Consider the following 7065-nt stretch of genomic DNA (forward strand, 5'->3'; position numbering starts at 1 on the left):
TCTCAGCGGTGGAACAGGTGCAGAAAACGCCCCGCCCAATAGACCACCTGGGTGCTGCTCTGGATAGCAAAGGTCTTGCCCAGCGCCTTCCCGCCGATGGTAAGTCCGGAGATCAGCGCCGTAATCGCCACGGAAATCAGCACGGAGCGCACATTCAGCGCTGTCTGGAGCCGGGTCACGATCACGGCTGCCGTACTGCCGCTGACGATGCCGCAGATATCTCCCACCACGTCGTTGCAGACACTGGACACCCGGCTGGCACTGCGCAGCAGCATCAGCGCCTCCTTGGCCCCCTTTTCCCGGTGGGCCGCCATGGAGTGAAAGGGCCTGGCGTCCGCGGCGGTGACTGCCACGCCGATGATATCAAACACGATGCCCAGGGCAATAAACGCCACCACGATCACCACGGCCACTATCAGTCCCGCACCGGAAAGCATACTCCCCGACACCAAACTCAGCGTTCCCGAAAGGGCAATGGCCAGGAAAAATACCTGCAAGGGCCAGCGGAATCGGGAGGGCTCCTCCTTCTTTCCACCGCGGCCCGTCTGTTCTTTCTTCAAAATAAACTCCCTCCAAAGAAGGTCCTTCTCAAAAGAATGGACTTCCCCAAAAGCACCGGCATCCGGTACGCTTGGGGAAGCTGCTAAGCTGGCGGCGGCAGAAAAGGTAAATCTTACGGCTTAGGTACGGGTTGGATTTCCCCGCGGTATACCTCCCGTTGCCGATGGAGGCGGTTCCCCTTTCAACACCGCGGCACAGCGTCGCCGTCTGCACGACCCGACTGCCACTTAGTCCGCACTGCAATCCCTTTTCTGCCCATGGAACAGACAGTCTAGGTGTTTTCCACCCCAGTCCGTCCATTTCTTTAGCCTCTTTTGCAGATCTGGTTTCAAAGAGCAGGGGGCCGCCGCTTGCTCCGGCCGGAGTCTCAGCGGCCTGACCTCTCATCCACCACACCCACGCAAGGCAGGCTACGTCTGCACACAGCGTTACGCCCCAAACCGGAGCGATGCACCGCATTGCAGGTTCACAATCTGTTTCGTACACAGGCCGGAATACCACACGGGAGTACGTCTGTGCACAAGAACAGGTCTCCACGGAAACAGGGTCGGGTTGATCATGCCATTGTTCATCGCCCTGAGTCCGCAAGCGCGGCTTGGCCGCACTTCCCCCCAGCACCCACCCAAAACTGGGCGTATCAAGCAGGCACCAGAGGTTTCATCGATGTGCCCTTCAGAGGATTTTTAGGCCCTCCCTAGGAAACGGCGGATCTGACTAGAATACTGCGCCGCCGCTTAGCGTGATACAGTATAGCACGGACGCCATAATTATACAACATATTCCGTATATACAAATGATGAATTTTTTATGTATTTTTCTTCCATTCACGCATGAAAAAGCGCCGGGAATCCCTCCCGGCGCCCTCACTTTTGTGTTTGAATTCACTGTTTCCGCTCTGCGAGAGAGCCGGCCAGCGCGCTTAAAAATCCGTCGGTATCCAGTGCCGCCACGGCGTCCTCGGCCCGCTTAGTGGCCGCCTGCACCGCCTTGTCACACCCGTCGATCCCCAGCAGGTCCACGAAGGTCACCTTACCCTCTTCCCTGTCGGAGCCGATGGGCTTTCCGAAGGTAGACTCGTCTCCCACCACATCCAGCAGATCATCCCGGATCTGGAAGGCAAGGCCCAGCTCCTCCGCATAGGCCCGGGCAGTCCGGTCCAGCCCGTCACTGCCGCCCGCTGCGGCCACGCCCATCCGGCAGGCCCCGGCGATCATGGCACCGGTCTTGAGGCGGTGGACCTCCGTCAGCTCCGCCTCCGTTTTGGGAGCGTGAAGCGTGTCCAATACCTGTCCGGCCACCATGCCGTCCGCGCCGGCGGCCTCCGCCAGAACCAGGGCGCAGGCCGCCCGCCGGTCCGGTGCCAGCCCCGGTGCCGTCAGGATCAGCCGGAACGCCTCCGGCTGCAGAGCATCCCCCGCCAGCACCGCCAGCGTCTCCCCATAGACCTTGTGATTGGTGGGCTTACCCCGGCGCAGATCGTCGTCATCCATGCAGGGCAGGTCATCGTGGATGAGGGAATAGGTATGGACCAGCTCCAAGGCACAGGCTGCCGGCAACGCATCGTGCCAGTCCATCCCAGCGAGGCGGGCAAACTCCAGCGTCAGAACCGGGCGGATACGCTTGCCTCCCGCCAGGAGGCTGTACCGCATCGCTTCATACAGATCCGCCCAATGAGGACGGGACGCGAATAATCCGTTCAAATACGCCTCCACCGCCTGTCGGTACGTCTGATAGCGGTTTTCAAACGTCTGATGGTCCATCACTGCACCTCCTGCTCTTCAAAGGGCAACTCCACCGGCGCGCCGTCAGGGCCTTTCATCAGCTTGACCACCTGCTGCTCCGCCTGGTCCAGCTGCTTGGAACAGGCGGCAATGAGCTTGGTTCCCTCTTCAAAGAGGGCCAGAGAGTCTGCCAGCTGGGCGTCTCCCTTCTCCAGCGCCGCCACGATCTCCTCCAGACGCTGAATCTGCTGCTCAAAGGTCATTTTCTTCGCACTCATGTCTGATCCTCCTTCGTATAGGAACGGTCCACCACGGCGTCAAAGCCGCCCTCGCTCAAGGTGACGGACACCCGATCACCGGGGGCAACCTCCCGTCCGCTCTTCAAAATCGTGCCGTCCTGGGACCGGGCCACGGCATAGCCCCGGCCCAGCACTTTCAGCGGGCTCATGGCGTCCAGTGCCGCCGCCAGAGCGGAGAATCGCTGCCGCCGGCGGCTGAGCAGTGCGCCGGAGAGGTCTCCCAGCCGCTGCTGGAGATGGGCCAGCTCCATCCGCTTGTCCTGCACATAGGCCAGCTGGTCCCGCATGACCCGCTTGGAGGCCAGGTTGTCCAGCCGCTGCCGGGCTGCCTCCAGCCGCCCCGTCTCGCACTGGACCATCCGGTCCCCGGCGCCCCGGAGCCACCGCAGCAGCTCCACCTGATCCGGCACGGCGATCTCCGCCGCATTGGAGGGGGTGGACGCTCTGGCATCCGCCACAAAGTCTGCAATGGTCACGTCCGGCTCGTGGCCCACAGCGGAGATGACCGGGGTCTCACAATCATAGATGGCCCGGGCCACCCGCTCGTCGTTGAATGCCCACAAATCCTCCATAGACCCGCCGCCCCGTCCGGTGATGATGACGTCGCCGATCTTCCAGCGGTCCGCATACCGGATGGCCCCGGCGATCTCCGGCGGGGCCTCGGTACCCTGGACCCGCACCGGCAGCAAGATCACCTTGGCGATGGGATACCGGCGGCGCAGGATGCGGATCATATCGTGGACAGCCGCACCGGCAGCGGAAGTCACCACAGCGATGCGCTGGGGATACCGGGGCAGCGGCTTTTTATGGGCGGGGTCAAAAAGCCCTTCGGCGTGGAGCTTGGCCTTGAGCTGCTCGAAGGCAACTGCCAAGTCTCCCGCCCCCTCCGGGGTCAGGGCGTCGCAGTAGAGCTGGTAGGCACCGTCCCGGGGAAACACGGTGATCCGGCCCCGGGCGATGACCTGCATGCCGTTTTCCGGCCGGAACCGCAGGCGGGACGCCTGCCCCCGGAACATGACGCACCGCAGGGCCCCATCGGCATCCTTCAAAGTAAAATAGTGATGGCCCGAGGGATACATCTTATAATTGGAAAGCTCACCCCGGACATAGATATTCTGAAGCATGGGCTCCCCGTCCAGGAGCTGCTTGACCAGCTGGTTCACCTCGGCCACGCCGAATACATGCTGTTCCATGATCGACCTCCTTCCCCGCCATCCTGTAAGACGGCAAAAAAGCAGAGCCGGACAGCGGTTTTCGCCGCGTCCCGCTCTGCCGTTGTCTTATTCCGCAGTCTCCTGCCGCACGAAGCTGCCCAGAATGCCGTTCATGAACTTCACCGTCTCCGGTGTCTCATACTTTTTGGCGATCTCCACCGCCTCGTTGATGGAAACGCCGTTGGGAATGTCCGGCATATACAGGATCTCATACATGGCTACCCGCATGATGGCAGAGGCCACCAGGGGAATCCGGGCAAAGTTCCAGCCCTTGGAGTATTTGGCGATGTAGCCGTCCAGTTCGGCGCCATGCTCCGCCACGCCCTTCACCAGACGGCGGATGTAGTCCGCCTGCTTGGCGTTGGGGACCTCGGCGTAGATGGAGTCCTCTCCCGCCAGCGCGGCAAAGGCGTCAGCCGTCAGCCGGCTGTCCAGCAGCTGGTCCACCGGCTGGTCGGTAAAACTCAGTTCATAGGATAAATGGATGGCAATTTCACGTGCGGTGTTCCGTACCATAATGCAGCTTCGTCCTCTTCTCTCTCGTTGAAATCCCGCTCAGGTCTTGGGGGTCTCCGACATGGTCACGCCCCCGACATGGATGTTGACCGCACCCACCTGGCAACCGGTCATCGCCTCCACAGCGGATGCAACAGCCTTCTGGACGTTTTCCGCCACTTCGGGGATGGGGTGGCCGAACTCCACCGTCAGGTAGAGATCCAGTACCAGATCCACGCCGGTCATGTCGATTTTCACGCCCCGGGCGACTTTCTGGGCGTTTTTCTTGTTGCTCAGCAGATCCGTCACGCTGCCGCCCATGGCAGTCATCATACCGGACACACCCTCCACTTCCCGGGCGGCGCCCACGGCGATGGCCGCGATGACCTCTTCCGATATATTGATGCTTCCGTTTTCTTCCGGCAGCGTCATGTATTCCTTGCTATCGGCCATTTGATAACTCTCCTTACACAATGTCTTTGGTAGAAGATACCGGGGTTTTCCTTAGATAGTTATTTTACCATGCCCTCCGGGAAAATACAACCTTTAATTTGCCGCCATGATCCGGATGGAGCTGGCGGGATATCCAGTCTCCGTCATGGTGATATCCGTAATCTTGGCAACATCCTCCGCCGTCAGTTCCCCGGTGTCAGAGGAGACCACCACGCTGATGCTGTCCTCCCCCATAAAGGCCACGCAGTCCGCATACCCCTTGGCGGTGACCAGGTTCTCGATCTGGGCCTCCTTCATGGTGTAGCCCGCCAGGACCTGAATTCCCTCCGAGGCCTCATTGGCCACATCTTGGCTGGCGTTTTCCTCGTTGGCCGCCTCCTGCAGCAGGGAAATGGCGTTATCCCGTGCTTGCTGGCGGGTCAGCCGGGCGGAGGCAAAATAGTCCGTGCCGGTGTAGACCGTGTCCTCATCCAAAGCGGCGGTCTCCTCCTCGCTGCCCTCCCCGCCGGAGACCAGCTTTGCCTCTCCCAGGATCTTGGTCCCTGTTTCCTCCGCGGCGCCATCCGCCGCCTGGTTCTGGGTGAACCGCCAGTTCAGTGCCACCGCCGCACACACCAGCACTGCCATGGTAACGACTACCACATTTCGTCTTACGTTTGCTCGCATTGGTCTTTTCCTCCTCCAAATGATCACTGCCATTTTGCCACCGTGACGCGGTCGCTGGGAAGTCCGGTCAGCGCCGCCACTGCCTCCGTCACCGCCAGGCGCACGTCCGCCTCGTCTCCCCCCTGACACACCACCAGCGCTCCCCGATAGGTGGGATACTGCTGCCGGGTCACCACCACCGTATCCTCGCCGCCGCTGTCCGTCAGCACCACCTCGGAACTTCTGGAATAGTCCTCCGGTGCCTTGGTGGAACCGCTGTAAGAGAGTTCTGTATCCTGCGCCAGCTGTTTCTCCCCGTCGGCATCCTCCGTCAGCATCACCTGCACCTGTCCCACGCCGGCGATCTTCGATAGGATTTCCTCCATCTCGGTCTCCAGATCCCGGACTTCCGCTGCCTGAGCGGAAGAAGCCGCGCTCTTCACCGCTTTTCCGCCGGGCCACAGCAGCAGTGCTGCTCCCACTGCAATCACCAGTATCACGAATTTGTACTTGTCCCATACGCCTCGTACTCCCTTAGTTTCCCGTTTCCTGTCCATTCCAAACCTGCCTCTCCGCCGGAATCCCCAGTTCCTCCGCCAGCCAGGCGGAGAGTTCCTCTGACCGTGTTCCCTCCAGGTAGACCCGCTCCGGCAGCGGTGTGCCATCCGCTCCGGGCTCCGTCTCCACCCGGACCGTCACCGTCAGTCCTAGTCCGGCTGCTTTGTCCGATATATATGCGGCTGTCCGCTCCGCTATGCCTTGGGCGAGAGCCTCATCTTCCGCGTTCTCCAGTTCCGCCTGCCGTTCTTCGATGGCGGCGGCGTAGTCCTCCGTCCGGATGCGCAGGTTCCCCAGGTCTGTCCGCAGCAGCGGCTGGAGCATCACCAGAAGCAGCAGCAATCCTCCGATGAAGGACGTGATCTTTCGAATGGTCCCCTCCGGCACCAGTGTCTGGGCCACGGAGAGCAGCATCGTCACCATCACTACGGCGGTGAGCCATTGCCGAATCATTCCGATCATGGCATCACCGCCCCCACAGAGGCCAGGATGGACACCAGCAGCAGCAATGCCGCCGCCCCTGTCATTCCCAGCACCAGACCAAATGCACCCCCCAGACCGCCGATCAGCTTGCTCAGCCCCGGCGGCCCCACCGCGGCGGCAAGAAACGCCGAGAGTTTATAGAGGAGATACTGCACCCCCAGCTGCAAAAACGGATACGCACAGGCTGCCAGCACCGCCAGCATTCCAAAAATCCCAATGGTGTTTTTCAGCATCCCCGCCCCCGCCATCACCGTCTCCGACACTTCGGAGAGAATTCCTCCCACCACCGGCACTACGCCGGAGATGGCGGCTTTTGCCACCTTCACTGTGGCCCCATCGGCGCTGCCCGCCACGATACGCACCACCGAAAGGTACACAGTAAAGAGCAGCAGTGCAGTGGTCAGCAGCCAGGTGACCACTTTTTTCAATCCCTCTGCCACCGCGTCCAGCCGCCCCTCCGGAAGGCATGCCGCCGCGGTCAGTGCACCAATGTACAGGTATACCAGCGGCAGCAGAAGTTCCTGGATCAGCCGCAGCAGGAGGTCCACAAAAAAAACCGTGGTCACCTGCTGGACGGTGGCGGTGGATACAGCACCGCTGCCCGCCGGGGCTGCTGCCAGCGTAGGCAGAAGCGTC

At 61.4% G+C, this 7065-nt stretch carries 9 protein-coding genes and 1 pseudogene; all 10 read right to left on the minus strand.

Features of this window, described 5'->3' with window-relative positions:
• Positions 1-2 precede the first annotated feature (2 nt).
• Positions 3-560: a hypothetical protein gene (locus tag QZL67_RS10810; protein WP_022290732.1), complete on the minus strand. Its 558-nt coding sequence runs from the start codon at positions 558-560 to the stop codon at positions 3-5.
• Between the two features lie 882 nt (positions 561-1442).
• Complete coding sequence (locus QZL67_RS10815) at positions 1443-2321, minus strand: polyprenyl synthetase family protein (protein WP_022290733.1); 879 nt, start codon at positions 2319-2321, stop codon at positions 1443-1445.
• Complete coding sequence (gene xseB / locus QZL67_RS10820) at positions 2321-2560, minus strand: exodeoxyribonuclease VII small subunit (RefSeq protein ID WP_022290734.1); 240 nt, start codon at positions 2558-2560, stop codon at positions 2321-2323. Before xseB ends, QZL67_RS10815 begins: the two co-directional genes overlap by 1 nt.
• Positions 2557-3774 (minus strand): exodeoxyribonuclease VII large subunit, encoded by a 1218-nt coding sequence (gene xseA / locus QZL67_RS10825; protein ID WP_022290735.1) that lies wholly within the window; start codon positions 3772-3774, stop codon positions 2557-2559. Before xseA ends, xseB begins: the two co-directional genes overlap by 4 nt.
• A gap of 87 nt (positions 3775-3861) precedes the next feature.
• A complete protein-coding gene (gene nusB, locus QZL67_RS10830; protein WP_022290736.1) occupies positions 3862-4311 on the minus strand; it encodes a transcription antitermination factor NusB in 450 nt (149 codons plus the stop codon).
• A gap of 39 nt (positions 4312-4350) precedes the next feature.
• Positions 4351-4743, minus strand: a complete 393-nt coding sequence (locus QZL67_RS10835; RefSeq protein WP_022290737.1) for an Asp23/Gls24 family envelope stress response protein — start codon at positions 4741-4743, stop codon at positions 4351-4353.
• 93 nt (positions 4744-4836) lie between these two features.
• On the minus strand, positions 4837-5409 hold the full coding sequence (locus QZL67_RS10840) for a SpoIIIAH-like family protein (RefSeq protein ID WP_022290738.1): 573 nt from the start codon (positions 5407-5409) through the stop codon (positions 4837-4839).
• A gap of 23 nt (positions 5410-5432) precedes the next feature.
• Positions 5433-5945 (minus strand): stage III sporulation protein AG, encoded by a 513-nt coding sequence (locus tag QZL67_RS10845; RefSeq protein ID WP_022290739.1) that lies wholly within the window; start codon positions 5943-5945, stop codon positions 5433-5435.
• Positions 5923-6408: a stage III sporulation protein AF gene (locus QZL67_RS10850; RefSeq protein WP_022290740.1), complete on the minus strand. Its 486-nt coding sequence runs from the start codon at positions 6406-6408 to the stop codon at positions 5923-5925. The genes QZL67_RS10845 and QZL67_RS10850 overlap by 23 nt, the downstream gene beginning before the upstream one ends.
• Positions 6405-7065, minus strand: a pseudogene (locus QZL67_RS10855) (stage III sporulation protein AE); the annotation flags it as partial. The pseudogene QZL67_RS10855 and the gene QZL67_RS10850, both read right to left, overlap by 4 nt.

It is taken from the genome of Oscillibacter sp. CAG:155 (genome assembly GCA_000436875.1).
Classification (GTDB): domain Bacteria; phylum Bacillota; class Clostridia; order Oscillospirales; family Oscillospiraceae; genus Oscillibacter.